This window comes from Streptomyces johnsoniae (assembly GCF_031845565.1).
In the GTDB taxonomy this organism is placed as follows: Bacteria; Actinomycetota; Actinomycetes; order Streptomycetales; family Streptomycetaceae; genus Streptomyces; species Streptomyces johnsoniae.
In genome coordinates this window covers 197,866-224,082 of the sequence record NZ_JAVREV010000002.1, presented here as the reverse complement: position 1 = coordinate 224,082, position 26,217 = coordinate 197,866, and the positions used below count along the sequence as shown (strand labels likewise).

Sequence of the window (26,217 nt, the reverse complement as noted above, 5' to 3'; positions counted from 1 at the left end):
AAAAGTTCCCGGTGTTTCGGTGTTTTTCAGTATTGCCAGTGAGATGGGGGCGCATGCAGCCCGTCGAGGGTAAGCCACAGATCATCCGGGATCGGCCAGGCGGCCAGGCGCAGGGTTTCCGCGACGCGTTCGGGCCGGGTCACGCCGACGACGGTGGCGGCGACGCGCGGGTCGCGCACGGCGAACTGGATCGCGGCGGCGGGCAGGGGCACGTCGTACCGCGCGCAGGCCGCCGCCATCTCGCGCACCCGCGCCAGGACCACCTGGTCCGCGGGCGAGTAGCAGTAACGGGCGTTCTCGTCGGGGCCCTTGGCCAGGATGCCGCCGCCGAACGGGGCCGCGTTGACCACGCCGAGGCCCGCCGCGTGGGCGGCATCGATGAGCGCGTCCGCGGAACGGTCGACGAGCGTCCACCGGTTGTGGGTGAGCAGCACCTCGAACGCGCCGGTGGCGACGTAGCGCTCCATGAGCCCGACCGGGCCGCCGGCCACGCCGATGTGCTCGGCGAGACCCTCCTCCCGTATCCGCACCAGCTCCTCGACCGGGCCGCCGGGCGCCATGGCCTCCTCGAACGGCATGTGCTCAGGATCGTGCAGATACAGCAGCTGCAACCGGTCGAGACCGAGCCGTTCCAGACTGCCTTCGAGCGAACGGCGGACCTGCGCGGCCGAATAGTCACCGGTCCGCTCATCGCGGTCCACCTTGGTGGCCAGCACGAAGCCGGGCGGCAGCCCGCCGTGTTCGGCCAGGGCGGTGCCGATGAGCCGTTCACCGCGGCCGGCGTTGTAGCCCGCCGCGGTGTCCAGGAACCCGGCCGGGCCGTTCAGCACCTCCCGCACGGTCGCCACGCCGCGGTCCTCGGGCACGTCGTAGCCGAACACCGCGGGCATGCCGGACAGACCACTGGTGCCGAAGCAGATCTCCGGCACCAGCAGTCCGGTGCCGCCGAGGCGGCGCCGCGGCAGCGCGGCCTCCCCGGCGCTCATCGGGCACACTCCGGTCGCGGCGCGGCCACGTGGACGTGGGTGGTGGGCATGGCAGGTCTTCCTTCCCTCGGTGCGGCGCGGACGTGGCGGCCGGTCACGGCCGCACGTCCGCATCAGAACCATGTTGACTTCTCCCCCTCGTGAACGAGGGGTTCTCATGGCTCGCGCCGTGAGGGTTTCTGCTTCGTTGCCGACTGCCCGCCCGGAGTTCTCCGTCGAGGTATTACACCGGCTCCACAGACAGACGCCGCCAGCCCGGCGGCCTTGAGGTTCTTCGCCGCGTTCACGTCCCGGTCGTCGGGCGTGCCGCAGGTCTCGCACGTCCAGGTGCGGACGTTCAGCGGCATCGCCCGGGTGAGGGCGCCGCAGGCCGAGCACGGTTTGGAGGATTGGAGGAGGGGAAGAAGCGGTCGACCGCGATCACCTCACGGCCGTACCACTGCGCTTTGTACTTCAGCATCGTGCGGAACTGGCGCCACGCCGCATCCGAGATGGCGCGGGCCGGCGTGCCGTTCTTCACCATGTTCCGAACGGACAGGTCCTCGATCACGACCACTTGGTTCTCGCGGACGAGTCGGGTGGACAGCTTGTGCAGCAGGTCACGGCGCCGGTCGGCGATCCGGGCGTGGATGCGGGCGACCTTCCTGCGGGCCCTGGCCCGGTTCGCTCCCTCGCCCCTGGCCTTGCGGGCAAGGTCCCGCTGCGCCTTCGCCAGACGGGCCCGGTCACGCCGCTCGTGCCGGGGGTTGGTGATCTTCTCCCCGGTGGAGAGCGTCAGCAGGTGGTCCAGGCCGACATCCACCCCGACCGCCGTATCGGCGGCCGGAAGCGGCTTGACGGCCGGGTCCTCGCACAGCAGTGACACGAACCAGCGTCCCGCGCCGTCCTGCGAGACGGTCACCGTCGAGGGTTCCGCGCCCTCGGGCAGGGGGCGGGAACACACGATGTCCAGCGCCTGAGCCATCTTGGCGAGCGTCAGCCTGCCGTCGCGGAAGCGGAACGCGCTGGTGGTGTACTCCGCGGTCCTGCGGGACCTCTTGCGGCTCTTGAAGCGCGGGTACCTGGCCCGCTTGGCGAAGAAGTTGCTGAACGCCGTCTGCAAGTGCCGCAATGCCTGCTGAAGCGGAACCGAGGAGACCTCGTTGAGGTAGGACAGTTCCCCGGTCTTCTTCCACGCCGTCAGCATCGCCGACGTCTGGTTGTAGTTGACCCGCTCCTGCCTGGCCCACGCCTCCGTGCGGGCGGCGAGCGCCAGGTTGTAGACCTTCCGCACGCACCCGAACGTCCGGGCAAGCTCGGCGGCCTGCTCCGAGGTCGGATAGAAGCGGTACTTGAACGCCCGCTTCACGTGCACGGTCGGCATGGATCACACACTAATGTGCCAGCTTGTGACCATTGCGGGTGATGGGGGGAGCGGCGCATCACCCGGGTGGCGATGCGCCCCTCTCTGTCCTGCACCGCAGAGGTTCACTTCCTTCCCCGTGTAAACGCGGGGGTCTCCGCGCAAGGAAACTGATGATCGGCCGGACGCGTACGGCAGGGGAGGCGCACAGACGGCGGCACGCGGCAGCGCGGGCCGCCCGCGTGCTCCCGGCGGGACGTGTGACGCTGGAACGGCGAAGGACTCTGGTACGAGCGGGAGGCACCCAAGCATGACAACAACACCCAGGCAGGCGGCAACGGGCACGGCGGCAACGGGCACGGCGGGAGTACAGGTGGCCGGAACGGGGGAGACCGCGGCCGGGCACGGCGCCGCCGGCGCGCGGGGAAAACGCCGCAGTGGCGCGTGGTTCGCCGCCGAGGGCCGCAACGGTTTCATCCACCGTTCGTGGATGCGTAACCAGGGCTTTGGCCCCGAAGTCTTCGACGGCCGCCCCGTCATCGGCATCGCCAGCAGCTGGTCCGAGCTGACCCCCTGCAACGCGCACCTGCGCGACGTCGCCGACGCCGTCAAGCGCGGCGTGTGGGAAGCCGGCGGCCTGCCCCTCGAATTCCCCGTCATGTCACTCGGCGAGACCCTCATGCGCCCGACCACCATGCTGTTCCGCAACCTGATGGCCATGGAGGCCGAGGAGACCATCCGCGCCAACCCGCTCGACGGCGTTGTCCTGCTCTCCGGCTGCGACAAAACCACGCCCGCCCTGCTGATGGGCGCCACCAGCGTCGACCTCCCGGCCGTCATGGTCACCGGCGGGCCCATGCTCAGCGGCAAGTTCCAGGGCCGCGACATCGGCTCCGGCACCGACGTCTGGCGGCTGAGCGAGGAAGTCAGGGCCGGCCGCATGTCGCCCGCGGACCTCAGCGAGGCCGAGGGCTGCATGTCCCGCAGCCGCGGCCACTGCATGACCATGGGCACCGCCTCCACCATGGCGTGCGTCGCCGAGGCCCTCGGCATGCAACTGCCAGGCTCGGCCGCCATCCCCGCCGTGGACGCCCGCCGTTACGCCCTCGCCCAGGCGGCCGGCCGCCGGGCCGTCGCCCTCGTCGAGGAGGATGTCAGGCCCTCGCACGTCCTGACCCGCGAGGCGTTCGAGAACGCCATCCGCGCCAACGCGGCGCTCGGCGGCTCCACCAACGCCGTCGTCCACCTGCTCGCGCTGGCCGGGCGTGCCGGAGTGCCGCTCGACCTCGACGACTTCGACCGGCTGACCACCGAAGTGCCGGTCCTGGTCGACCTGATGCCCTCGGGCCGGTTCCTGATGGAGGACTTCTACTACGCCGGCGGGCTGCCCGCCGTCCTGCGGGAACTGGACACGCTCGGCCTGCTGCACCGCGAGGCGCGAAGCGTCGGCGGCGGAACGATGCACGCCGCGACGGAAAGCGCCCCCTGCTGGAACCGCGAGGTCATCCGCACCGCCGGGGAACCGTTCCGCCCGGCCGGCGAGGGCACCGTCGTCCTGCGCGGCAGCCTGTGTCCCGACGGCGCGGTGCTGAAGATCTCCGCCGCCTCACCGCACCTGCTCACACACCGCGGGCGGGCGCTGGTCTTCGACCGCGTCGAGGACTACACGGCCGTGGCCGACGACCCCGACCTGCCGGTCGACGCGGACACGATCCTCGTGGTGCGCAACGCCGGCCCCCGCGGCTATCCCGGCTTCCCCGAGGTCGGCAACGTTCCGGTCCCGAAGGTCCTGCTCGACGCGGGCGTCGAGGACATCGTCCGCATCAGCGACGCGCGGATGAGCGGCACCGGCTACGGCACCTGCGTGCTGCACGTCGCGCCGGAAGCCGCCGTCGGCGGCCCGCTCGCGCTGGTCCGCACCGGCGACTGGATCGAACTCGACGCCGCCGCCCGCCGCCTCCACCTCGACGTGCCCGCGGAAGAACTGGCCACCCGCACCCCGCAGGCGCCGACCGAGCCCAAGCCGGAACGCGGCTGGGCCAAGCTTTACACCGAGCACGTCATGCAGGCCGACCGCGGCGCCGACCTCGACTTCCTGGTCGGCCGCACCGGCGACGCCGTCCCCCGCCACTCGCACTGACCCCGGCGGGGCTCACTGCGGCGGGGCTCACTGCGGCGGAAATCACTGCGGCGGGCGGTAGTTCTCCGCCTTGTCCAGGATCGCCGTGAAGCGCTCCCACTGGGCGGCCGCCTCCGCGGTGGGCCCCACCGTGAAGTCCTCCGGATCGAGAAAATCAAGTCGCTCCCGCGTGGCCGGGTCCAAGTCCCGCCACGCGGCCTCATCCTGCGGTGACCGAGCCACAGTTGTCGCACACCCAGTTGCCGTTGTTAAGCCTGCGGCCGTTCCTCGACCCGCATGATGGACATTCCACAGGGCTGCCCCCTCACGCATCCCTCGCTGTGGGGCACCGACTGTAGCGTGCGGCGCGCAGGGGCCGCAGCCCCCGGTGCGGCGACGGGCGCGCACCGGGAACCCGCCCGCCCGCGGGCGGGCGCCGCGGCTCAGCCCAGGCGCGTCAGCCGGTCGGAGAACCCGGGCTCGGACAAGTCCTCCGCCAGGGCCACCGGTGTGGCCGGTCCCCCGTCCCCGTCGCCGACCGTGAGCACGCCGACCTCGGTCCCGGCGTCCGCGGAGCCGGGAACGCCGTCCTCGCCGCCGGTCACCTCGATCTCCACCTCAAGTCCCGGCCAGCCGACGGCCGGAACGTCCTCGGTGACGGTCACCGGCGTCTGCCCGCCGAGCCCGTCGTCCACGTACCCGACGACGTCACCCGCGGCTATCACGGTCTCCGCCCGCAACTGCTCCTGGGCGAACGTCATCAACTGGCTGCCCGATTCGAGCGCCTGGCTGAGGATCGAGTTGTCCGCCGGGTGCGGCGGCTGGTCGAGCACGGCCCCGACGATGAGGTGGGAGGTGCCGTCGATCTCCTGCCTGGCGGCGAACATCAGGTTGCCACCGGCGATGGTCGTGGTGCCGGTCTTGATGCCGACGACCCCGCCGACCGGCACCAGCCCGTTCCAGTTGCCGTGCCGGACCCCGTTGCTGTCCGTGTACTCCGGCATGATCACGATCTGGCGGAAGACCGGGTCCTTCATGACCTCCCGCGCCAGCTTCGTCTGGTCCTCGGACGTCGACACGGTCTCCGGGCTCAGCCCGCTCGGGTCGGTGTACGTGGTGTTGTCCATGCCGAGGGCCGCCGCCGCCTCGTTCATCTTCTCCACGAACGCCTCCTCCGAGCCGGCGTCCCACCGGGCGAGCAGCCGGGCCACATTGTTCGCGGACGCAATCATGATGGCCTTGAGCGCCTCGTCCTGCGTCAGCGTGCTGCCCTCCTCGACCTCGACGGTCGACTCGTTCTCCTCGCTCAGCCCGGCTTCGTCCTCGGCCCGCTGGTCGACGGGAATCTCGGCGCCCGTCTCACCTTCCGCCATCGGATGGTCGCGGAGAATGACGTAAGCCGTCATCACCTTCGCAACGGAGGCGATCGGCACGGGCTCCTGCTCGCCCGACGAGCCGAACGTCCCGAGCCCGTCGACGGAAAGCGTCGCCTGCCCGGCGGCAGGCCACGGCACGGACGGGGTCTCGCCCTCGAAGGTGTACGAGTCCGCGGCGGTCAGCTCAAGGCCGGGATCGGGCAGCGGGCGCAGCGACTGGGCCACGACGAAGACGATCAGGAGCAGGACCGCCAGCGGCGTCCAGATCTTCACCCGCCGCAGCGCGGTCCGCAGTGGAGTGGGCGGCGGCGCGGGCCGGTTGGTGAGGGTGGCGAGCAACTCCAGCGGGTTGCGCGGCGCGTCCGGCGCCTCCGGCGGTGGGTCGGGCGCGCGCAGGGTGGTGGTCTTCTGGTCCTTGCCCTGGTCCTTGCCCTGCTCGGTCTTCGGCGGCGGAACCCGCAGCATGGCCGTACGGTCCGACTCCGGTTCCGACTCCGGTTCCGACTCCGGTTCCGCGGCGTCTGCCTGCTCGGGCAGCCGCAGCATGGCCGTGCGATCCGACTCGGTGCCCTTGGGGGCGGTGGTGGGCTCGGCGTCGCGTTCCGGCGTTTTCGCCGGACCCGCTATGGCCCCGAGGTCGGCGGTGGCGGTATCCGCGGCTGGCTTCGGCCCCTTGACGGATTCCCCCGGCTCCGCCTCATCCGCCTCCTTGGGCAGCCGCAGCATGGCCGTGCGATCCGACGCGTCCGCGTCCCCGCCCCCCTCCGACCCCGCGGCGGACGGCTCCTCCGCGGCGGGGGGCGCGTCTGTGCCCGTGTCCGCCTTCGCGTCCGTGGCGGGCGGCTCCTCCGCGTCCGCGGGCTTCTCCGCCTCCGTCTCCGCTGCCGCGGCGGGGGGCGCGTCTGTGCCCGTGTCCGCCTTCGCGTCCGTGGCGGGCGGCTCCTCCGCGTCCGCGGGCTTCTCCGCCTCCGTCTCCGCTGCCGCGGCGGGGGGCGCGTCTGTGCCCGTGTCCGCCTTCGCGTCCGCGGCGGATGGCTCCTCCGTGCCCTGGTCCGCCTCCGCGCTCGGCGGCTCCTCCGTGCCCTCGTTCGGAGGTGGTGGGGTGTTCGTGGGGCTTGTGTTGGTTTCGGGTTCGTTTTCCTCGTTCGTCGCTTCTTCGGTCCCGCTCGTGGCCTTCTCCCGGTCTCCGGGCGTGGCCGGTGTCCTGTCCTCGTCCTCGGATGCCTGCCGTGCAGGCGACCCCGTGCCCCCACTCACTCCCGTACCCCTGAACTCCCGTACCTGCTCCGGCACTCCGCCGGTCTCCTCGGCGGCCTCGTCGGCAGCCGGCTTCTCCTCGTCCCCGGGAACCTTCGCCTCCTGGGGAACCCTTCCGGGGTCCTCAGGCGTCTTCTCCGATGACTCCTGCTCCCGCTCCCGCTCCGAACTGTCCGGGGACTCGCCCGCCACCCGTGCCTCCCTACGCGTCGATCAAGAAATGGCCGCTGGCTCTACCAGTCTGCCGGGTCCTGTGCACCTCGGTACGACGAGCCGGTGGTGGCGGAAACCTGCTGCCTGTACCCAAGGACGACAACGACATATCTACGGGTTCCCTCACAAAACAACCACGCACCCTCGACAGAACAATGTGAGAGGCGTCACCCTGTCTTTCATCCACGCGGGGAGGCATGGATGGGCAGGAGTCGTAGAACCATTCCGGAGGAGCTGCTGCTGCTCGCTCTGGACCCGGCCACGGGTACCACCGCGCAGCCGCAGTCGCTCGACCTCGGCCTCGCCGGAGCACAGCTCGTCGAGCTGGCCCTGGCGGGACGGATAGCCCCTGATGGGGACCGAATAGCCGTGGTGCTGCCACGGCCGACCGGAGATCCCACGTTGGACTCCGCACTGGAGTTGCTGCGCAGGCGCGGCAGTCCGGTCCGGGCAGTCCACTGGATCGGCGGGCCCAGACTCGGGCTACGCCAAACGTATCTCACGCACCTGGAACGCTGCGGCATGGTGCACGCGGTGGAGAACCAGATGTGCGGGGTCTTGCCGACGACCCGGTACCAGGCGACGGAAACCGCGGTCAGCAGGCAGATCCGGGCGCGGCTGGACACCGCGATCCGCACCGGCACGCCACCGGACGCGCGGACCGCGGCCCTGGCGGCGCTCGCCCACGCCGTGGGCCTGGGCAAGCACCTGTATCCGGGCAACGAGGGGCGCTCGTCCCGTTCCCGGCTGCGGGATCTGATCAGGCACGACCCGATGGGCGGCCTGGTGGCACACGCCGTGATGGACGTGCAGAACGGCGTGGCCGGCCAGGCGGCCGCGGCGCGGCGCCCGCAGCAGGGCACCGCGCGAAAGACGACGGGACGCGCCTCGGCGCCCGCGGCGGCCATGGCTGTGGTCGGGCAGTCGTCGCAGCAGATCAGCGGTGAGCAGACGAGGCGGAGAGGAGTGACACGAGCCGCGGTACGGCCTTCGCTCTCGCACTAGGCGCACACGTGCACGGACAACCGCATTGATGACCTAACCGGGAGCCGCATTTCGAGCACGGGGTGTGGCGGCGGCCACAGACGAGGGCCGTTGCCGCACCCCATGCTTGTGATCGGCCACCCTCTGTCGCGAAATCCGAGCGGATGCACCGCGTCTGGTGGCACTCTGCTTGGTAACGCGGTCCTCGGGCCGATCATTTCGACGGAGGTGCACAGTCCGTGGTGGGCAACGTCAATCCGACGGTCCGGCGGCGTCGGCTCGGCCAGGAGCTGAGACGGCTCCGCGAAGAGCGCGCCATGACCGCGGAAGAGGTGGCGGACCGGCTGCTGGTCTCCCAGTCCAAGATCAGCAGACTTGAGAACGGCCGCCGCAGTATCAGCCCGCGCGACGTGCGGGACCTGTGCGGTGTCTACGGGGTGGACGACCAGCGGCTCGTCGAGTCGCTGATGCAGATGGCCCGCGAGTCCCGCCAGCAGGGCTGGTGGCACGCCTTCGCGGAGCTGTCGCCGACCTACAGCGTCTACATCGGCCTGGAGATGGACGCGTCCTCGTTACGCGTCTTCGAGCCCCAGGTGATTCCCGGGCTGCTCCAGACCGCCGACTACGCCACCGCGCTCATAGCGGGCGCCCTGCCCGAGGTGGGTCCTGGCGAGGTCGGGAGCCGGGTGCAGGTGCGGATGCGGCGGCAGCAGCGGCTCTGGGAGGACAGGATTCCCCTGCGCCTGTGGGCCGTCGTCGACGAGGCGGTGCTGCGCCGCGAGGTCGGCGGGCGGCGCGTGATGATGGAGCAGATGCAGCGGCTTGCCGAGTGCGCCGCGCTGCCGCACGTGACGCTCCAGGTGCTGCCGTTCTCGGCGGGCGCGCACCCGGGGGTGAACGGGCAGTACGCGATCCTCGAGTTCCCCGAGGCGTCCGACTCGACGGTGATCTATCTGGAGGGCGGCACGAGCGACCTCTATCTGGAGAAGCCGCACGACGTCCAGCACTACAGCGTCATGTACGAGCATCTGCGCGCGCAGGCCCTCAGTCCCGAGGCGACGCGCCGCTTCATCGAGGAGCTGGCCGGGACGTTCCGCGCGGCGGTCTCCTGACGCCTTCGGCGCCCGCGGAATATACCTGCAACGGGCCAGGCGCCGTGCGGAAGTTGGGCGCGGACCATCCAGTCGAGTGAAGCGGCGCATCATTGGGATTTCCGGACTAGTACGGTCACGGCATCACTACTGACCGTCAAGTTCCGGAGCGGACATGGTAATTGAGCAAGGCGTGGCGCGGGCCTGGATCAAGTCCTCCTATTCGGGAGGCAATGGGGCGTGTCTGGAGGTGAGGTTTCCGGCGCGGGACGTGCTCGCCGTGCGCGATTCGAAGGACCCGGCGGGGCCACTGCTCGGCTTTCCGGCCGGTTCCTGGTCGGCGTTCCTCGACGCGGTCGACGCGGTCGACGCCGTCGACGTGGTGCACGCCGCAAGCTGCTGAAGGCTGCCGAGGGCCGCTGAGGGCGGGGCCCGGCGCGCGTCACGGGGCACGAGGAACGTTCGGTAGTGATCAGCTCGTGGCGGTGGTGCGAAGCCCGGCGCCCGCCGCATGTGCGAGCCGGACGTGCAGCACCTACGCTGGCGGTACAGGGAGGTGCTATCGCACATGTCCGAATCATCCGCGTCAGACGAGCAGCGTTCCGACGATCTCCCTACGCCCGACCACCTGCTGCACACGGGGGCGGAGAAGCCGCTGGACCCGGAGGATCTGGTCCGTCTCAGCGGCAGGGAGCCGACTCCCGAGCGGGTCGAGGAGGCCAGGCGGCTGCTGGAGGAGCACGGACCGGCCGCCGCGGAACGCTATCTGCCGTAGTCCGCCGTAGTCCGCCGCCGCCCCGTCGGGCGGCGGCCCCGGCGTGGCCGGAATGATCCGGTGACCCTCCTGGTTGGCCCGGGGAAGGGCAATCACGATCAGGGAGGCGTACCGCCGTGGCCGATGAACGATCTGGCAACGACAGCATCAGGGGCGAGCGGCGCGGGCGGGCGCCTGTGCCGCTGTCCGTGCTGGACCTGGCTACGGTCGGTGCCGGGCTGACGGCGACGCAGGCGCTGCGCGCCACGGCGGATCTCGCGAGGCAGGCCGAGCGGCGCGGTTTTCACCGGTTCTGGGTGGCCGAGCACCACTCGATGCCGGGCGTCGCCAGTTCCTCGCCCACCGTGATCCTCGGGCACCTGTCGGCGCGGACGGAGCGCATCCGGCTGGGGTCCGGCGGTGTGATGCTGCCGAACCACCCGCCGCTGGTCGTCGCGGAGCAGTTCGGCACGCTGGAGGCGCTGGCTCCTGGCCGGATCGACCTGGGCCTCGGGCGGGCGCCCGGGACGGACGGCCCGACCGCCGCCGCGCTGCGGCGCGGGCGGGCGGACGGCGCGGACGAGTTCCCGCAGCAGGTGGCGGAGCTGGTCAGGTTCCTCGACGACGACTTCCCCGACGCGCACCCGTACTCCAGGATTCACGCCGTGCCGGGTCCTGTGCAGGGCTCCCTGCCGGGCGGGGTGCAGTCGCCTGCGCGTCCGCCGGTGTGGCTGCTCGGCTCCTCCGGGTTCAGCGCGGAGCTGGCGGGGCGGCTGGGCCTGCCGTTCGCGTTCGCGCACCACTTCTCGGCGGCGCACACGGTTCCCGCGCTGGAGCTGTACCGGCAGACCTTCCGGCCCTCCGGGGTGCTGGACGCGCCGTACGCGCTGATCGGGGTGTCCGCGCTGGCCGCCGAGGACGGGCAGGAGGCGCACCGGCAGGTGCTGACGGGCGCGCTGTCGATGATCCGGCTGCGGACCGGGCGGCTCGGTCTGGTGCCGTCGCCCGAGGAGGCGGCGGCGTACCCGTTCAGCGAGGTGGAGCAGGACTTCCTCGACGGCTGGCTCGCCAACGTGGTGTACGGGACGCCGGAGGTGGTACGCGAGGGGCTCGACGCCCTGGTGAAGCGCACCGGCGCGGACGAACTCATGATCACGGCCAATGCCCACACCCCCGCGGCGCGGTTGCGCAGCTACGAACTGATCGCCGACGCCTACGGACTGCCCACGGCGTAGCGACCGCGGCGGCTCGGATTTGCGGCGTCTACGCGCCATTTCCTCCGAACATCTTGCACATCCCTTTTGTTTCTTTTCTGATGGTGACTCAACTGCGGTACGCGAGCCGATAGTCGGGCCGCGGCCGGGCGCCGGCGGGCGGTTGGCGCGGGACCGGCGAGGGGCTAGGGTGCCGCCACGCGTTACCGAACGGGGGAGCACCATGGTGCACAAGCCGAGCGTGCCCAAGGACCTCGACCATCCGCGGCGGCTGTGGGCGCGGGCGACGGCGCTGGGCATGCTGGCGACCGCGGGCCTCGAAGGGGACGACTACCGGCTGGCCGCCGGCCGGCTGCGGTGCGACAGCCAGGGCGGCAGCTACTGGTGGCGGATGAGCCTGCACGGCGCGGGCCGCGCGGTGTTCTGCGGCCAGGACGCCGACGGCAGCCACGGCCATCTCCGCCGCGTGCCCGTTGACTTCCTGGCCGGCGGGCCCGGCTGGCTGCCGTGGCGTGAGCTGCGCGCGGAGCAGGACGACTGCGCGCTCGGCTACGTCTACTGGTGGCACGACGGCGCGTGGGCGCGCGCCCCCTACCCGGAGGACCTGGTGGACGACGGGCTCGGGCTGTCCGCGGCGTGGGTCGGGGACGATGCCGAGCTGGTCGTGCTCCTCGCGGAGGCGGCGGAGGCGGCGGAGGCGGCGGAGACGGCGGAGGCGGCGGAGGCCGGCGCGCAGGTGAGCGGCGCGCTCGTGGCGTTCCTCGACCGGGCCGAGGAAGCGACGGTCGACGGGGCGGCGGTCCGGGCGCTGCTCGGCGCGTTCACGCCGACCGAGCCGCCCAAACCGCAGGCGGTCGAGTCCGCCCTCGACTTCGCCGCCCGTGCCGCCCTCACGCCCGGCGGCGTGCCGCGGCGCGGCCGGGCCGCGCACACGGGCTGAGCCCGCGGTCCGGCCGGCGGCCGGGGCCCGTCAGATGGCGGGCGCGTAGGTGACGGTGACCGGCGCGTGGTCGGACCAGCGCTCCGGGTGGCTGGGCGCCCGTTCGACCTCCGCCTTCAGGGCGCGCGCGGCCAGTCCCGGTGTCGCGATGTGGTAGTCGATGCGCCAGCCCGTGTCGTTGTCGAACGCCCGGCCGCGGTAGGACCACCAGGTGTAGGGGCCGTCCTGGTCCGGGTGCAGGCCGCGCACGACGTCGGCGTAGCCGCACGCGGGCGCGAGGACCCGGGTCAGCCAGGCGCGCTCCTCGGGCAGGAAGCCCGAGCTGGTGCGGTTGGCGCGCCAGTTCCTGAGGTCGGCCTCCTGGTGGGCGATGTTCCAGTCGCCGCAGATCAGCACCTCACGGCCGGCCGCGGCGGCGCGGTGGCGCAGGGCGGTGAGGTAGGGCAGGAAGGCCGCCATGAAGCGCTCCTTCTCGTCCTGTTTGGGGGTGCCCGCCTGGCCGGACGGCAGGTAGAGGCTGGCCAGCGTGACGCCGGGCAGGTCGGCCTCCAGGTACCGGCCGGACGACTCGAACTCCGGCTCGCCGAAGCCGACCCTGACCGCCTCGGGCTCCTGCCGGGTGAGCAGCGCGACGCCGGCGCGGCCGCGGGCCGCGGCCGGTGCGTACACGGCGTGCCACCCGGCGGGGGCGCGCACCTCGTCGGGCAGCTGGTCCTCCTCGGCGCGCACCTCCTGGAGGCACACGGCGTCGGCCGCGGAGCCGGCGAGCCACGGCAGGTAGCCCTTGCGCGCGGCGGCCCGCAGGCCGTTGACGTTCACACTGGTCACGGTCAGCACCGTTCGACCGTACACCGGGTCGGGCGGGCGCCCGCGCCCGTGCGGTCACAGGGCGATGAGGCCCGCGGGTGCGGGGCGGAAGCCGCAGGCGTCCAGGTAGAACGGGCGCAGGTGCTCCTCGAAGTCGACGTGCAGCCAGGTACAGCCGGCGGCCCTGGCCTCCTCGGTGGCCGTGGCGACCAGGGCGGTCGCGATGCCCGCCCGGCGCAGCTCCCGCTCGACGACGACGTCGAGCAGGAACGCGTGCCCGCCGCCGTCCCAGGCGACGTTGCAGAAGCCGGCCAGTGCGCCGCCGGCCGGCCGCCGGGCGCAGACCCAGCCCAGGCTGTGCCGTTCCAGCTGCCCGCGCCAGTCGTGGTCGGCGGGCGGGTGTCCGAAGCCCGCGGCGTGCAGCCGTTCCACCTCGTCGTTGCCGAACGGGCCGCGCCAGGTGCAGGTGATCGTCGTGTGCATTCGCCGAGGGTAGGGGTCGAAAGTGTGTGTGGCCGCCAGTTTTAGGATGACCGGTATGGACCTTCTGCCTGTGCGTTTCGACCACCCGGACGCCATGAAGCTGAACGACCTCGTGCAGGCCGAGTACACGGAACGGTACGGAAACGGCGATGTCACGCCGCTCGACCCGGCCATGTTCGACCCGCCGCGCGGCCTGTACCTGCTCGCCTACGACCGCATCGGGCGGCCCGTCGCCACCGGCGGCTGGCGGGCCAGGGACGCGGACGACGGGTATGCGGACGGCGACGCCGAGATCAAGCGGATGTTCGTGGTCCGCGAGGCGCGCGGGCGCGGCCTGGCCCGTCTCATCCTGGCGCGCCTTGAGGAGTCCGCCCGCCTCGCGGGCCGGACGCGTGTGGTGCTTGAGACCGGCACCATGCAGCCGGAGGCCATCGCGCTGTACGAGAGCAGCGGCTACGTGCCGGTCGACGCGGCGGGGAAGTTCGGCGCCTACCGGGACTCGCCGGAGAGCCGCTGCTTCTTCAAGGCCCTCTGAACGACCGCCAGAACGGCCGCCAGAACGACCGCCAGAACGGTTGCCCGAATGACCGCCCGCGGGCCCCGGCGGCGGGGCCCGCGGGCCGGCGGGCGGGTCAGCTCCGGGCCGCGGCCGGCACCTGCTGGTCGTCGTCGGGCACGGGCACGGGCGCGGGCCGCGCGCCGGGCCCTGGGCGCCTGCCGAGGAGCACCCCGGTGAGACCGAGCGCGATCCACACCAGCAGTACGGTCAGCGGGAAGCCGATGGCCGCGCCGTCGAAACCGGAGACCGAGCGCAGCATGGTGACGCCGGAGCCGGTGGGCAGCAGCTGCCCGATCACGCCGATCGGGTCCGGCAGCATCTCCGGTGCCGAGGCGGCCCCGGACCAGGGCGTGCCGAGCAGCACGAGGAACAGCGCGCCGACGCCGACCCCCGGCGGGCCGAGCAGGGAGACGCAGCCGGCGACCAGCGAGGCACCGGTCAGCACCATCAGTCCGAGCACCGAGGCCACCGCGAGCCAGGAGCCGTCCAGCGCCTCGAGCCAGCTGTGGCCGATGAGCGCCCCGACGGCGCCCACCAGGGCGGCGGCGCCGACCAGGGCCACCAGGGCGTGGCCGCGGCGCAGCCCGGCGAAGCCGACCGCGGCGCCGGTGGCCATGCCGGCGAGGCCGAGAGGCATCACCGAGGTGTTGAACGCGGCGCCCCGTGGATCGCCCGGGGGCCCGGGCACGACGTCGACGACGGCCACCTCGGTGCCCTCGGGCGCCTGCTGGGCCGCCAGCTGCGACAGCAGCTGGGCGACCGCGGGGCTGCCCGCGGTCGCGGTCAGCATCTGCGGCGGCGCTTCTGGCGACAGCACGAACGCGCCGTAGACCTCGCGGTCCTCGATGGCGGCCCGTGCCTGCGCCTCGTCCTCGTACACATGGACGTCGAACGAGCCGTCCTGCGCGCGCAACTGCTCGGCGACGGGACCGGCGGCGGCCTCGGGCCCGGCCACGCCGACCGGCAGCTCGTTGGGCGCCATTCTCGCGACGGGCCAGGAGAACGCCCACAGCGCGAACGCGACGAACACCGGGATCGCCAGGACGATGATCAGCACGACGCGCGCCGAACGGGCGGACGCCGGTGGGGACTTGGGATCGGTTGGCGGGGCGGACACGGTGCCGTACCTCCAGGTCGGAGAGGGGTCGAAAGAAGGTCGTCGCAAGAATGAGCGTTCGTTTTTCCTTGCGGCCACCGTGCTCCTCCGGCTCGTTCTTGTCAAGAAGGAATGTTCGTTTTACGCTGGGTGCATGGCACGCGTTTCCCCGGAGCACCTCGAAGCCCGCCGACGGCAAATCCTTCGGGGCGCCGCACAGTGCTTCGCCCGGAACGGATTCCACGGCACGTCCATGCAGGACGTGTTCAAGGAGACCGGCCTGTCCGCGGGGGCGGTGTACCGGTACTTCCCCAGCAAGGAGGCCATCATCGTGGCCCTGGCGAAGGAGGTGCTCGCCGTGATCGGCGACGCGTTCGACGACGCGCTGACCGCGGAGCGGCTGCCCGGGCCCGCCGAGATCCTCGGCGACGTGCTGCGCCGGGTGGACGCCCTGCTGCTGTTCCCGCCGCCGCTGGTGGTGCAGGTCTGGGCGGAGACGTTCCGCAGCGAGGAGCTGGCGGCCGTGCTACGCGACGCCATCGGGACGCTGCACGGCAGGTGGACCAGGATCGTGGAGGACTACCAGCGCCGCGGTCTCATGCGGCGGGACGTGCCGCCGGAGCACGTGGTGCGCGTGCTCCTCGCCTGCGCCCAGGGCTTCCTCGTCCAGCGGGCGCTCTTCGGGGCCCTCGACTTCGATGTGCTCAGGGACGGCCTGCGCGGGCTGATGTCGTTCGAGGACGCGGGTCCGCCGCGCGACTCCGCGGTGCCGGCCGAGGCCGGCTGACGGCGGACCGGCGCCGGGCCGGCGCGCGCGTCAGCGCGGCCGGTCCAGCTCCGCCCTGAGCCTGCGGTCGAGGGCCAGGGAGACCTCGGCGTACACGGCCTGCTTCGCCAGCGGGCGCAGCCGTTCCAGCGCCTGCGTCAGCCGTTTCACCTCGTCCTCGCCGACCGGCCCCGCCGGCCCCCCGGGGCCGAGCAGCTCGGGCAGCACGTGGCGCCGCAGCAGCTCCGTGAACACCCCGGCCAGCGCATCCGCGTGCTCGCGCAGCTCGCGGCCCGCCGCGAGCAGGGCCGCCAGCGGAATGCCCTCGCCGACCAGCGCCGAGGAGGCGTCCAGCAGGTCGCGGCTCAGGTGCACCACGTCGTCGCCGTCCACCGCGATCCAGCCGGTCCGCAGGGCCATGGCCAGCAGCTTTGGGTCGGTCTCGCCGTCGTAGTACGCGGCCAGATCCTGCGGGGTGAGCCGGACCCGTTCCTCCTCGGCCCACGGGGAGGGCTCGGCGAGCCCGAGCAGCTCCGCGGTGCGCCCGGCGTCCGCGCCCTCGGCGAACGCGTCGATCAGCTGGGTGATCCCGCCGAGCGTGTGCCCGCGGGCCAGCAGCGCGGCGACGGTGCGCAGCCGCGCGAGGTGGTGCTCGCCGTACCAGGCGATGCGGCCTTCGCGGCGGGGTGGCGGCAGCAGCTTGCGCTCGCGGTAGAAGCGCAGCGTCCGCTCGGTGATACCGGCCGCCGCCGCCAGCTCCGCGGCGCGGTACTCGCGCTGCGCCTCGCCGTCGCCGCCCCCTTCGCCGTCCCCGCCGTCCCCGCCGTCCCCGCCGTCCCCGCCGCCACCGCGGTCCGCCGGCTCCCGTCGGTCCTGCTGCTGCCCTGCCACGCCTGGAAGTGTAAGGAGTGCGCACCCCCTACCGATCAGTAGAGTTCTGCCCTACCCTCCAACCGTGCCAGTGATTACTGGCGTGGTTGCCCTCGGCGGGGCCGTTCTCAGGGAGGCGGAACGCCATGCATGTACGGGTGGCAGTGATCGGCGCCGGATTCGGCGGACTCGGGGCCGCGGTGCGCCTGCGCCGCATGGGCATCACCGACTTCGCCGTGCTGGAACGGGCGGACGCGGTGGGCGGCGCCTGGCGGGACAACACCTACCCCGGCTGCGCCTGCGACGTTCCCTCGCACCTCTACTCGTTCTCCTTCGCCCCCAACCCCCGCTGGCCGCGCAGCTTCTCCGGGCAGCAGCACATACGCGCCTACCTGGAACGGGTCACCGACGCCTTCCGGCTGCGGCCGCACATCCGCTTCAACTCCGAGGTGGAGTCCGCCCGCTGGGACAACGACGAGCTGCACTGGGTCATCGAGACCACCGGCGGCCCCCTCACCGCCGACGTCATCGTCTCGGCCACCGGGCCGCTGTCCGAGCCGAGGCTGCCCGACCTGCCGGGGCTCGACCGGTTCCCCGGGCGCGTCTTCCACTCGGCCCGCTGGGACCACGGCCACCCGCTGCGCGGCACCCGCGTCGCCGTCGTCGGCACCGGGGCATCCGCCGTCCAGTTCGTGCCGCGGATCGAACGCGAGGTCACCGCCCTCACCGTCTTCCAGCGCACCCCGCCGTGGATCATCCCGCGCGCCGACCGGCCGATCACCGGGCTCGAACGCCGGCTGCACACCGCGCTGCCGTTCACCCGCGCCGCCCGCCGCCAACTCCTATGGGGCATCAGGGAACTGCAGGTCGGCGCGTTCGCCAGGCACCCCGGCCGGATGCGGGCCGTCGAACGCGTCGCCCGCCTGCACCTGCGGCACGCCGTCAAGGACCCCGGGCTGCGGCGCAGCCTCACCCCCGACTACCGGATCGGCTGCAAACGCATCCTGCTGTCCAACGACTGGTACCCCGCGCTCACCCGGCCCCACGTGCGGCTGATCGACACCGGGCTGCGCGAGGTCCGCGGCAGCACGCTGGTGGCCGCCGACGGCCGGGAGGCGGAGGCCGACACGATCATCTTCGGCACCGGCTTCCACGTCACCGACCTGCCGATCGCCGACCGCATCAAGGGCAGCCGCGGCACCACCCTCGCCGAGGAGTGGCGCGGCGGCATGGCCGCCCTGCGCGGCACCACCGCGGCCGGATTCCCCAACTTCCTGACGATCATCGGCCCCAACACCGGACTCGGCAACAGCTCGATGATCCTCATGATCGAGGCCCAACTCGACTACCTGGCCGACTACCTGACCACGCTCGGCGCCCTCGCCCCCGCCGGACGCGCCGCCCTCGCGCCGCGCCCCGAGGCCGTGGCCGCCTGGAACGACCGCGTGCAGCGGCGCCTGACGCGTTCGGTGTGGAACACCGGCGGCTGCACCAGCTGGTACCTCGACGCGAACGGCCGCAACACGACCGTCTGGCCCGGCACCACCGGCGAGTTCCGCCGCGTCACCCGGGCCGTCGACACCGCCGAGTACGAGGTGATGACCCGTGCCTGAGGCCCCGGAGACCCCGAAGATCCCGGAGACCCCGAAAACCCCGAAAACCCCGGAGATCCCGGAGACGACCGCACCCGACGAACGCACCGTCGTTTCCACCGGCGGCGCCCGCCTGCACACCGAGGTCCACGGCCCCGCCGGCGCCCCCACCGTGGTCCTCGTGCACGGCTGGACCTGCAACGTCACCTTCTGGCGCCCGCTGATCCGCCTCCTGGCACCGGACCACCGCGTCGTCGCCTACGACCAGCGCGGCCACGGCCGCACCCCCGCCACCCCGGGCAGCTGCTCGGCCGACTCGCTCGCCGACGACCTGTGCGCCGTGCTGGAGGCCACCGTCGAACCGGGCACCAGAGCCGTGGTCGCCGGGCACTCCATGGGCGCCATGACCGTCGTCGCCGCGGCCGGGCGCCCCGCGCTGCGCGACCGCGCCGCCGCCGCCCTGCTGTGCAGCACCGGCATCGACCGGCTGGCGGGCGAGTCCACCGTCATCCCGTTGCGCCCCGGCCGCCTCCGGCTGCGCGGGCAGCACCTCTTCCTCACCACCCGGCTGCCCTACGGCCCGGTCAACGCCCTCGCCGAACGGCTCGTGCACTACATCACCATGGGCCGGGCCGCCACCGCGGCGCAGCGTTCCGAGATCACGCGCATGGTGCACGCCTGCCCCCGCGGGGCGCGCGCCGAATGGGGCCGCGTCCTGGCGGGGCTCGACCTGTCCGCCCGGATCGACGCGCTGACCCTGCCGGTCGTGCTCGTCCAGGGCACCGCCGACCGGCTCACCCCGCTCGTGCACGCCCACCGGCTCGCCGCCCGGCTGCCGAGCCCCGCGGGCTTCCACCGCCTCGACGGCATCGGGCACATGACGCCCTACGAGGCCACCGAGGTGATCGCCGAACGGCTGCGCGTTCTGACGAAGGAGCACCTGTGATGGCCAGGACCCACCGCGCGGACCTGACCGGACAGGTCGTGGTCGTCACCGGCGCCGCCCGCGGCATCGGCGCCGCGCTCGCCGCGAAACTCTCCGCCAGGGGCGCGCGCCTCGCCCTCCTCGGCCTCGAACCCGGGGAACTCGCGCGCGTCGCGGACGCGCTGCCCGGCGAGGCGGCGCACTGGCACGCGGACGTCACCGACTCGGCGGCGATGCACGAGGCCGCCGCCGCGGTCATCCGGCGCTTCGGCCGGGTCGACACCGTCGTCGCCAACGCGGGCGTCGCGACCGGCGGCCCGTTCGCCGCCTCCGACGAGACGGCGTGGCGGCGCGTCATCGAGGTGAACGTGATCGGCTCCGCGGTCACCTGCCGCGCGTTCCTGCCCGCCCTCGTCGACAGCAGGGGCTACTACCTCCAGATCGCGTCCTTCGCCGCCATGGCCCCGGCCCCGCTGATGACCGCCTACTGCGCCTCCAAGTCCGGCGCCGAGGCGTTCGCGCACAGCCTGCGCGCCGAGGTCGCGCCCTCCGGCGTGCGGGTCGGCGTCGGCTACCTCAGCTGGACCGACACCGACCTGGTGCGCGGCGCGGACGAGGACGAGGTGCTGGCCGAGCTGCGCGGCCGGCTGCCCTGGCCCGCCGGCCGCACCTACCCGCTCGACCCGGCCGTCGAACGCCTCGCGGCCGGCATCGCGCGCCGCGCCGCGCACGTGTACGGGCAGGCGTGGCTGCGCGGCGCGGTACCGCTGCGCGGCTTCCTGCCCGCCGTCATCGGCGGGCACCTCGGACAGCGCGAGATACGCCGCGCCGCCCCGCGCCTGGCGCGCGTCGCCCGCCGCGGCCTGGTCGGCGCGGGCGGCGCCGCGGCCGAACGGGAGCGTCCCGGCGCGTGAGCCGGCTCAGACGCGCAGGGCCCCTGGCGGGTGGCCGAACGTTCTGCCGCAGGCCGTCAGGGCGAGCACCGCGGCGCCCTCGGCCCGGGTGGCGGGGCCGAGGGCCAGCGGGTTGACGGAGGCGCGGCCCGCGACCAGCGCGGCGGTGCGCGGGCCCGCGATGCCCAGATCCCGCGTGACGGCCTCGTACGAGGCGAGGAACGCCTCCGCCACCAGCGCGTCGACGTCCGCGAACGCGCCGTCGGCGAACGCCGCCTCGTGCGGCAGGGCGTCGGCCGGCTCGGCCGGATGCCGGGCGCCGGCCGTCTGCTCCGGGTACGTCGCGTCGTAGAACCTGACCACCTCGCCGCGCTCCGCGAAGCACCACGCCGACCAGTCGTCGGCGCACCGCGCGCCGTACCAGTGGGCGGTGCCGAAGCGGCGGCTCAGCGCGGTGCACCGCCGCAGGACCGCGCCGCCCGGCGGCTCGCCCGCCGGGCGGTGCGCCTCGCCCGTCGCCGTGCCGAAGACCAGCGTCCAGCCGTCGAGGACCGGACTGACATACATCCGGGCACACGCCCCGTGGGCCGCGCCCGAGTGCTGGTCGTGGCGCCATGCGGAGGCGCCGAGCCGCATGGTGACCCGCTCCGCGCCCGACAGGCCGAACGCGTCGAGCACCGCGGGCAGATCCCCGGTGGGCAGCGCGAACCACGGCCCGCACAGGTGCATCGGCTCCGGCACCTCGCCCGGCGCCCTGGCCCGGATCAGCCGCCGCACGGCGGCCGCGTCCCGCGCGTCGAGCGCGGCCGGTCCGCCGACCGCCGCGAGCAGTTCGAGAGCGGTGCGGCGCACCCCGGCCGGGGCGCGGGCGCGCCGCACCTCCCGCAGCAGCGGCAGGACCCCGGGGCCCGCGTCCGCCAGCGCCCACCCGGCGCCCGCCCTGACCTCGGCCACCGGATCGGCGAGCAGCGGCAGCAGCAGCCGCGCCGCCGGGAGCGCGGCCGGGCCGCGCTGCTGGAGGGCGTGCGCCGCGGCCTCGCGCACCCGCGGGTGCGGGTGCGCGAGCGCCGGGGCGTAGGCCGTGGGCGAGTGCAGCTCAAGCCCGGAGAACGTCCAGCCGGCGCGGACCGCCGCGGTCGGCGTCGGCGCGGCGGCGATGACCGCCGCGAGCGGCCGGAGCGCGGGCTCGCCGATGCGGCGCAGCAGCGCGGCGGCCTCCGTCCAGTCCACCGGCGGGTCCTCGTCCGTCAGGACGCGCAGCAGCGGCCCGACGGCCTGCGCGCCGCGGGCCACCAGGGCGTGCCGGGCCGCGTCGGCCGCCGCCCGGCCGGTGGAGGTCTCGTCCACCCCCGCGCCGATCCGGCCGATGAGCCGGAGCAGCTGATGGATCTCCATAGCAATCGGAGCATATCGGCCCGCACTGTCAGCGGGCCCGGAAGCGCCAACGGGTCTGGCTGTAGGCGCCCTTGCGGAATCCGAAGGCGGTATCGGGCGCCACCTCGAACGCCAGGGCCGCGCCGCCGTCCGCGTGGTGCAGCGCGCCGTCGCGCGCGGTGAACGTCCAGTCGCTGCCGTACTTCTCCGTGTACGCCTCGGCGATGCGGGTGAGCGCCGCCTGATCCTGTACCCGCCGCGCGGTGCCCTCGACGGTGATGTCGAGCCCGTGGGACAGCGCGTTGGTCCCGGTGGTCAGCACGACGCGGGGGTTGGCCGCCAGGTTGCGCGCCTTGCGTTCCCGCGCGCCGGTGGTGAAGACCGGCACGTCGTCCAGCAGCACGGACAGCAGGGGCGTCACGTGCGGGCGCCCATCGGGGCGCACCGTGGTCAGCCAGAACACTTCGGCCCCGGCCAGCGTCTCGCGGGCTTCGCCCCAGGCGGCGGGGGCGGCGCCCGGCTCGCTGTAGCGCGTGTCGAGTTCGGTCACCGGCTCGGTGGTCGGCATGCGGTCCTCCTCGGTCGGAATGGGTCGTTCCGCCGGGCAGACCCGCGGCGCGGCGCCAACTCATCGGCGTGGCGGGGAACGCGTGAGGGCGCATCCGCGCGGTGTCCGCCGCGGATGCGCCCCTGGTGATGATGTGCCGCCGTGCGGCTGTGGCGCCGTTCAGTCCCGGTCGCGGTTCTGCCGGCGGTAGTCGTCCGCCTCTTCCTTCGCCTTCTTGCCGGTCCGCTTGGCCCGGTCCTTCAGGCTGCCCTGCTCGTCGCCGCCGTGCTTCTCGCCGTCGCCCTTGTTGCCCATGGCGTCCTTGGCGCGCTCCTGAAGCTCCTGGGCCTTCTCCCTGAACTGGTCTGCCATGCCCATGTGCACTCCTCGACATATGAGAACGGTGGGGCGTGACCAGCGTTACATGGGCTCACCTTCTTCGCATTCCGGACCATAGCTCGCGGAAGGGCTGTAACCGACCGTGCGCGGGGGCAGCGGCGGCCGGCCGCGGTCCGGCAGGTCCCGGTAGCCGGGCGGGGAGCCCGCCGGATGCCGTTCCAGCAGGTCGAGGGCCACGCGGACGGCCGTCTGCAACAGCACGGTGCGGCCCTCGGCCCAGTCCACCGGCGTGCGCAGCGCCTCGATGTCGGGCACCACGCCGTGGTTCTCGACGTCCCAGCCGTAGGCGTCGAACCAGGCCGCGTTCATCGGCACCGTGATGTGCGTGCCGTCGCCCAGCTCGTGCTGGCCGGTGATCCCGACCACCCCGCCCCACGTACGGCAGCCCACCACCGGACCGATGCCGAGCAGCCGGAACGCCGCCGTGATCATGTCCCCGTCCGACGAGGTCGCCTCGTCGGCCACCGCGACCACCGGGCCGCGCGGCGCGTTGGAGGCGTAGCTGACCGGCTGCGCGTTGCGCGTCAGGTCCCAGCCCAGGATGGTGCGGGTCAGCTTCTCGACCACCAGCTCGCTGATGTGCCCGCCCGCGTTGCCGCGCACGTCCACGATCAGCGCCTCGCGCGAGAACTCCATCCGCAGGTCCCGGTTGAACTGCGCCCAGCCGGAGCCGCCCATGTCCGGGATGTGCACGTAGCCGCACCGCCCGCCGCTCAGCTCGCGCACCACGTCGCGCCGCCTGGCGACCCAGTCCTGGTACCGCAGCGACCTGTCGTCGACCAGCGGCACGACCGCCACGCGGCGGCTGCGGCCCGCCTCCTCGGCGAAGGCCAGCTCCACGCTGGTGCCGCCGGTGCCCGCGAGCAGCGGCCACGGCCCGGCGACGGGGTCCACCGGCCGGCCGCCCACGTGGGTGAGCACCGCGCCCTCCCGCACGCCCGACCCGGCAAGCGGCGAACGGGCCCTGGAATCGGAGGAGTCACCGGGCAGGATACGCGCCAGCTGCCACGAACCCTCCTTCGTTCGCGAGAAGTTGGCGCCCAGCAGCCCCTGCGCCCGCTGGTAGTGCGGCGGCCCCTCGTTCCTGCGGGCCGCCGAGACGTAGGCGTGCGAGGTGCCCAGCTCGCCCACCGTCTCAAGCAGCAGATCGGCGAACTCGTCCGGGCTGGCGACGCGCCTCACCAGCGGCCGGTACTGGGCGAGCACGGCCGGCCAGTCCACGCCGCACATGCCCGGCTCCCAGAAGTAGTCCCTGACGATGCGGCCCGCCTCCTCGAACGCCTGCCGCCACTCCGCGCCGGGATCGGCGACGTGCACGACGCGCCGCAGGTCGACGTGCACCTGCGCGTCACCGTCCCCGCCCTCGGTGGCCGGCACCGTCCGCAGCTCGTCGCCCTCGCTCACCACCAGCCGCGTGCCGTCGCCGCTCGGCGCGAACCAGTCGACGTCGTCGGTGAGTTCGGTGCGCTTGGCCTTCACCAGGTCGAAGTGCTCCAGGGTCGGTTTGCCCGACATGTTGTCCGGGTTGACGAACGTCTCGCCCAGCGCGCCCGAGATCGGCCAGCGCAGCCACACCAGGCCGCCGCCGCTGACCGGGTACAGCGACGAGTACTTGGAGGCGGGCACCGGGAACGGCGTGACGCGGCTGCCGAGCCCGTCCGCCTCGACGCGCACCGTTCCGTCCTCACCGCCGGTGTCGTCCGGGTCGAGCCCGCCGGCCGCGGGGCGGCCCTCCGGGGTGATGGCGAAGGGGGAACGGGTCGCGGAGGACAGCGGGACCAGGTAGGGGCGGCTGCCGAGCGGGAAGGACAGGCCGCCGGTGTGCACGTCGTACACCGGGTCGAAGCCGCGCCAGGAGAGGAAGGCCAGGTAGCGGCCGTCCTGGGTGAACACCGGCTCCTCGTCCTCGAACCTGCCGTCCGTGACATCGAGGACCGTGCGCTCCGCAGCGCCGAAGCGCACCAGCCTGATCTGGCTGAGGGAGCGCCCGATCCCGGGATGCGCCCAGGCCAGCCACTGCGAGTCGGGCGAGAACGCCAGATCGCGCACCGGCCCGTTCACCGACCGGATCAGCTCGATGACCTCCCCGGCCGGAAGCGCGCCGCCGCCCCCCGCGGCGGGCTCCCCGCCCGCGGCAGGCTCCTCGGCGGGCTCTCCGGGGGACTCCTCGGCGGGTTCTTCGGCGGGTTCTTCGGCGGGCTCCTCGAAGGGCGGGACCGCGAGGACCAGGAGGCGGCCGTCGTGGGCGGCCACCGCGAGGGTGCGGCCGTCGGGGGACGCGGTCAGTTCGCGTACGCGCCCCAGCCGGCCCGCCGCGAGGCGCACCGGGTCCCGGCCGCCGCTGGCGCGCGGCAGGTAGGCGATCTCGATGGCGTCCTCGCCCGCCGCGTCCGTGATGTAGGCGATACGGCCGGTGTCGCCCAGCATCTCCGGCAGCCGGACGCGCACCCCGGGCGTCGCGGCGAGGGCGCGGGCCGGGCCGTCGCGGTGCGTGAGCCAGTACAGCGCCCCGCGCACGCACAGCGCGCTCGCGCGGCCGGTGGTGTCCACCGAGAGCGCGTCGACGTGGCCGGCGGTCCGCACCTGGTACGGGCGGCGGCCGGTGCGCGGGCCGCCGAGCCGCACGTCCAGGCGGCGCGGCACCGAGCCGGGGCCCAGGTCCTCGGCCAGCCACAGGTCGCCCCCGCACTGGTAGACCACCCGCCGGCCGTCCGTCGCCGCGTGGCGGGCGTAGAACGCGTCGTGGTCGCTGTGCCGCCACAGCTCGGTGCCGTCGGGGCGGCAGGAGTACAGGTTCGCGATGCCCTCGTGGTCGGAGAGGAAGGCGATCCGGTCGCCGACGAACATCGGGCTGTCGACGTGCCCGTTCAGGTCAGGCAGCAGCCGTTTCCCATGCAGCCACAGCTTCCCCGCGGCGCCGCCCCGGTACCGCTTCCACGCGGCCGGCTCGTGCGGCGCCTTGCCGCTCAGCAGCAGCGTGCGGCGCTCCCCGCCGCAGCCGCTGACCGCGATGTCCGCCACCGGGCCCCAGGGCAGCTGGTCGCCCGGGCCGCCGGCGGTGGGCACGCCGTAGGCCCAGGTGTAGTGCGGGAACGGCTGGTTGTGCGAGCCGACCGCGAGGATGCGGCTCTCGCCCGAGGCGTCCGGCGGGGTCCAGCCGCAGACCCTGGTGTCGTACGAGCCCCAGTGGCTGAGCTGGCGGACGGCGCCGCCGTCCACGGGCGCGAGGTGGATCTCCGGGTCCAGCGTGCGCCAGCTGGTGAACGCGATGTGCCGGCCGTCCGGGGAAAACCGGGGCGGTCCTGTCCGGGTACGATCGACAGTGAGCCGCCAGGCCCGGCCGGTCTGCCGGCCATCGGCGGGCAAGGGCGCCAGCCAGAGATCATCTTCGGCGACAAAACACAGCAGTTCACCGTAAAGATGCGGGAATCGCAGATATCCGTCAGACTCCTGGGGTTGGCTCGGGGGTGCGGCAGATGAGTTGGGTTCGTCGCTCACGTCTCCATGCTTCGGCTCACGGAATGCACCGGCAAGTCAGTCGCAAAGAGGCATGAAGTGTGATCTGAGCCACATTCCTCTCTCCGCGCTCATCCTGCTCGGCCCGCGCCGCGTCTCGGGGCATGAGCTGAC

General features: G+C 73.3%; 24 protein-coding genes and 1 pseudogene. 12 read left to right on the top strand and 13 right to left on the bottom strand.

The features are described 5' to 3' along the window. Window positions 1–26: 26 nt before the first annotated feature. Window positions 27–986, bottom strand: a complete 960-nt coding sequence (locus RM779_RS04070; RefSeq protein WP_311615862.1) for an aldo/keto reductase — start codon at window positions 984–986, stop codon at window positions 27–29. A gap of 155 nt (window positions 987–1,141) precedes the next feature. Next, window positions 1,142–2,349 (bottom strand): annotated as a pseudogene (locus RM779_RS04065) (RNA-guided endonuclease InsQ/TnpB family protein). Window positions 2,350–2,638: 289 nt separating this feature from the next. Here RM779_RS04065 and RM779_RS04060 point away from each other — a divergent pair. Next, entirely contained in the window at window positions 2,639–4,468 is a 1,830-nt protein-coding gene (locus RM779_RS04060) for an IlvD/Edd family dehydratase (RefSeq protein ID WP_311615860.1), read from the top strand. Window positions 4,469–4,510: 42 nt separating this feature from the next. Here the strand turns inward: RM779_RS04060 and RM779_RS04055 are convergent, their stop codons facing one another. The 3 genes from RM779_RS04055 to RM779_RS04050 all read right to left on the bottom strand — a co-directional run bounded on the left by RM779_RS04055 (window position 4,511) and on the right by RM779_RS04050 (window position 7,272). Continuing rightward, complete coding sequence (locus RM779_RS04055) at window positions 4,511–4,690, bottom strand: hypothetical protein (RefSeq protein WP_143659548.1); 180 nt, start codon at window positions 4,688–4,690, stop codon at window positions 4,511–4,513. Further along, entirely contained in the window at window positions 4,668–4,760 is a 93-nt protein-coding gene (locus tag RM779_RS33620) for a zinc ribbon domain-containing protein (protein WP_394813211.1), read from the bottom strand. The genes RM779_RS04055 and RM779_RS33620 overlap by 23 nt, the downstream gene beginning before the upstream one ends. A 130-nt stretch (window positions 4,761–4,890) precedes the next feature. Beyond that, the gene (locus RM779_RS04050) at window positions 4,891–7,272 is read right to left on the bottom strand and encodes a D-alanyl-D-alanine carboxypeptidase (RefSeq protein ID WP_311615857.1); all 2,382 of its coding nucleotides are present in this window, start codon (window positions 7,270–7,272) and stop codon (window positions 4,891–4,893) included. A 222-nt stretch (window positions 7,273–7,494) separates the two neighbouring features. Here RM779_RS04050 and RM779_RS04045 point away from each other — a divergent pair, with 222 nt between their 5' ends. From RM779_RS04045 to RM779_RS04020, 6 genes are all read left to right on the top strand, one after another. Beyond that, window positions 7,495–8,298 (top strand): GOLPH3/VPS74 family protein, encoded by an 804-nt coding sequence (locus RM779_RS04045; protein WP_311615855.1) that lies wholly within the window; start codon window positions 7,495–7,497, stop codon window positions 8,296–8,298. Between the two features lie 218 nt (window positions 8,299–8,516). After that, window positions 8,517–9,389 carry a helix-turn-helix domain-containing protein gene (locus RM779_RS04040; protein WP_311615853.1) on the top strand — a complete coding sequence of 291 codons (873 nt, stop codon included), beginning with the start codon at window positions 8,517–8,519 and terminating at the stop codon, window positions 9,387–9,389. 154 nt (window positions 9,390–9,543) lie between these two features. Then, window positions 9,544–9,771: a DUF397 domain-containing protein gene (locus RM779_RS04035; RefSeq protein WP_311615851.1), complete on the top strand. Its 228-nt coding sequence runs from the start codon at window positions 9,544–9,546 to the stop codon at window positions 9,769–9,771. Window positions 9,772–9,936: 165 nt separating this feature from the next. After that, window positions 9,937–10,143, top strand: a complete 207-nt coding sequence (locus tag RM779_RS04030; RefSeq protein ID WP_311615850.1) for a hypothetical protein — start codon at window positions 9,937–9,939, stop codon at window positions 10,141–10,143. A 116-nt stretch (window positions 10,144–10,259) separates the two neighbouring features. Further along, complete coding sequence (locus tag RM779_RS04025; protein ID WP_311615848.1) at window positions 10,260–11,357, top strand: LLM class flavin-dependent oxidoreductase; 1,098 nt, start codon at window positions 10,260–10,262, stop codon at window positions 11,355–11,357. 202 nt (window positions 11,358–11,559) lie between these two features. Then, window positions 11,560–12,276, top strand: a complete 717-nt coding sequence (locus RM779_RS04020; RefSeq protein ID WP_311615846.1) for a hypothetical protein — start codon at window positions 11,560–11,562, stop codon at window positions 12,274–12,276. A gap of 30 nt (window positions 12,277–12,306) precedes the next feature. Here the strand turns inward: RM779_RS04020 and RM779_RS04015 are convergent, their stop codons facing one another. After that, on the bottom strand, window positions 12,307–13,113 hold the full coding sequence (locus tag RM779_RS04015) for an exodeoxyribonuclease III (RefSeq protein ID WP_311615844.1): 807 nt from the start codon (window positions 13,111–13,113) through the stop codon (window positions 12,307–12,309). Between the two features lie 45 nt (window positions 13,114–13,158). Beyond that, a complete protein-coding gene (locus RM779_RS04010) occupies window positions 13,159–13,566 on the bottom strand; it encodes a GNAT family N-acetyltransferase (protein ID WP_311615842.1) in 408 nt (135 codons plus the stop codon). Between the two features lie 55 nt (window positions 13,567–13,621). On the opposite strand from RM779_RS04010, the gene RM779_RS04005 reads away from it, so the two are divergent. Beyond that, the gene (locus RM779_RS04005) at window positions 13,622–14,101 is read left to right on the top strand and encodes a GNAT family N-acetyltransferase (RefSeq protein ID WP_311615840.1); all 480 of its coding nucleotides are present in this window, start codon (window positions 13,622–13,624) and stop codon (window positions 14,099–14,101) included. Window positions 14,102–14,198: 97 nt separating this feature from the next. Here RM779_RS04005 and RM779_RS04000 read toward each other — a convergent pair whose 3' ends face one another. Next, entirely contained in the window at window positions 14,199–15,242 is a 1,044-nt protein-coding gene (locus RM779_RS04000) for an ABC transporter permease (RefSeq protein ID WP_311615838.1), read from the bottom strand. A 133-nt stretch (window positions 15,243–15,375) separates the two neighbouring features. Here RM779_RS04000 and RM779_RS03995 point away from each other — a divergent pair, with 133 nt between their 5' ends. Further along, a complete protein-coding gene (locus RM779_RS03995) occupies window positions 15,376–16,008 on the top strand; it encodes a TetR/AcrR family transcriptional regulator (RefSeq protein ID WP_311615836.1) in 633 nt (210 codons plus the stop codon). 30 nt (window positions 16,009–16,038) lie between these two features. Here RM779_RS03995 and RM779_RS03990 read toward each other — a convergent pair whose 3' ends face one another. After that, entirely contained in the window at window positions 16,039–16,878 is an 840-nt protein-coding gene (locus RM779_RS03990; protein ID WP_311615834.1) for a MerR family transcriptional regulator, read from the bottom strand. Window positions 16,879–17,003: 125 nt separating this feature from the next. Between RM779_RS03990 and RM779_RS03985 the strand changes: the two genes are divergently transcribed. Genes RM779_RS03985 through RM779_RS03975 form a run of 3 tightly spaced genes read left to right on the top strand, consistent with a single transcriptional unit; the run spans window position 17,004 to window position 20,288 of the window. Beyond that, a complete protein-coding gene (locus RM779_RS03985; protein WP_311615832.1) occupies window positions 17,004–18,470 on the top strand; it encodes a flavin-containing monooxygenase in 1,467 nt (488 codons plus the stop codon). After that, window positions 18,463–19,395: an alpha/beta fold hydrolase gene (locus tag RM779_RS03980; RefSeq protein ID WP_311615830.1), complete on the top strand. Its 933-nt coding sequence runs from the start codon at window positions 18,463–18,465 to the stop codon at window positions 19,393–19,395. The genes RM779_RS03985 and RM779_RS03980 overlap by 8 nt, the downstream gene beginning before the upstream one ends. Further along, the gene (locus RM779_RS03975) at window positions 19,395–20,288 is read left to right on the top strand and encodes an SDR family oxidoreductase (protein WP_311615828.1); all 894 of its coding nucleotides are present in this window, start codon (window positions 19,395–19,397) and stop codon (window positions 20,286–20,288) included. Before RM779_RS03980 ends, RM779_RS03975 begins: the two co-directional genes overlap by 1 nt. Window positions 20,289–20,294: 6 nt before the next feature. On the opposite strand, the gene RM779_RS03970 is transcribed toward RM779_RS03975, so the two are convergent. The 4 genes from RM779_RS03970 to RM779_RS03955 form a co-directional block, all read right to left on the bottom strand. Next, window positions 20,295–21,662 (bottom strand): hypothetical protein, encoded by a 1,368-nt coding sequence (locus tag RM779_RS03970; RefSeq protein ID WP_311615826.1) that lies wholly within the window; start codon window positions 21,660–21,662, stop codon window positions 20,295–20,297. Between the two features lie 28 nt (window positions 21,663–21,690). Further along, entirely contained in the window at window positions 21,691–22,209 is a 519-nt protein-coding gene (locus RM779_RS03965; RefSeq protein ID WP_311615824.1) for a pyridoxamine 5'-phosphate oxidase family protein, read from the bottom strand. A 159-nt stretch (window positions 22,210–22,368) separates the two neighbouring features. After that, on the bottom strand, window positions 22,369–22,560 hold the full coding sequence (locus RM779_RS03960; protein ID WP_311615822.1) for a hypothetical protein: 192 nt from the start codon (window positions 22,558–22,560) through the stop codon (window positions 22,369–22,371). Window positions 22,561–22,608: 48 nt separating this feature from the next. Beyond that, a complete protein-coding gene (locus RM779_RS03955) occupies window positions 22,609–26,085 on the bottom strand; it encodes a S41 family peptidase (protein ID WP_311615820.1) in 3,477 nt (1,158 codons plus the stop codon). Window positions 26,086–26,217 lie beyond the last annotated feature (132 nt).